Source organism: Acinetobacter sp. YH01018, from assembly GCF_013420295.1.
Classification (GTDB): Bacteria; Pseudomonadota; Gammaproteobacteria; order Pseudomonadales; family Moraxellaceae; genus Acinetobacter.
Map to the genome: position 1 here is coordinate 1 of NZ_VOYL01000120.1, position 1,292 is coordinate 1,292.

General features: G+C 53.7%; 1 protein-coding gene. It reads right to left on the bottom strand.

From position 1 onward, the window contains the following. Positions 1 to 1,292 (bottom strand): Ig-like domain-containing protein (locus FTT83_RS15900; protein ID WP_180176849.1); only part of this gene is annotated, 1,292 nt, incomplete at both ends.

Here is a 1,292-nt window from a genome sequence, read left to right on the forward strand (position 1 = left end):
GGTGTAGTTCGCGTTCGGTGTATAGCTGAGTGTGCCATCTGCATTGATTGTCACTGTGCCATGCAACGCGCTCGCTGCAGTAACAGTTAACGTATCATTTTCAGCATCCGTGTCATTGCCCAGAACAGTAATGGTGGCTGCAGTGTCTTCAACCACCGTTGCTGTATCCGGATTGGCCACAGGCGCATCATTCACCAGCGTGGTCACCGGCATTGCCGCTGTACCAGTCACAGGGGTTGTACCGTCGGTCACTGTAACGCTAACTGCAGGAAGGTTTCCACCTCCGTTCACCCAGTCCGCACCCGCCTGGGTCAAGGTCACAACACCCGTCGCAGGATCAATGCTGTAGTAGCCGTCCGGATTGTTAGTCAGGCTGTAAGTCAGCGTATCGCCTTCGGCATCGGTCGCATTTGCATCCGTCACTACCATGCCTGCCATCGCATTGTTTTCTGTAATGCTGGTCAAGCTATCAGTGAAGCTCAGTACCGGGGCATCATTCACAGGAGTCACGCTGACGTTGACTACGCTGCTGCTGGTACCGCCATTGCCATCGCTAATGCTATAGCTAATGGTGTCTGCACCAGTGTAGTTCGCGTTCGGTGTATAGCTGAGTGTGCCATCTGCATTGATTGTCACTGTGCCATGCAACGCGCTCGCTGCAGTAACAGTTAACGTATCATTTTCAGCATCTGTGTCATTGCCCAGAACAGTAATGGTGGCTGAAGTGTCCTCGATCACCGTTGCTGTATCCGGATTGGCCACAGGCGCATCATTCACCAGCGTGGTCACCGGCATTGCCGCTGTACCAGTCACAGGCGTTGTACCATCGGTCACTGTTACGCTGACTGCAGGAAGGTTTCCACCTCCGTTCACCCAGTCTGCGCCCGCCTGGGTCAAGCTTACAACACCCGTCGCAGGATCAATGCTGTAGTAGCCGTCCGGATTGTTAGTCAGGCTGTAAGTCAGCGTATCGCCTTCGGCATCGGTCGCATTCGCATCCGTCACCACCATGCCTGCCGTCGCACTGTTTTCTGTAATGCTGGTCAAGCTATCAGTGAAGCTCAGTACCGGGGCATCATTCACAGGAGTCACGCTGACGTTGACTACGCTGCTGCTGGTACCGCCATTGCCATCGCTAATGCTATAGCTAATGGTGTCTGCACCGGTGTAGTTCGCGTTCGGTGTATAGCTGAGTGTGCCATCTGCATTGATTGTCACTGTGCCATGCAACGCGCTCGCTGCAGTAACAGTTAACGTATCATTTTCAGCATCCGTGTCATTGCCCAGAACAA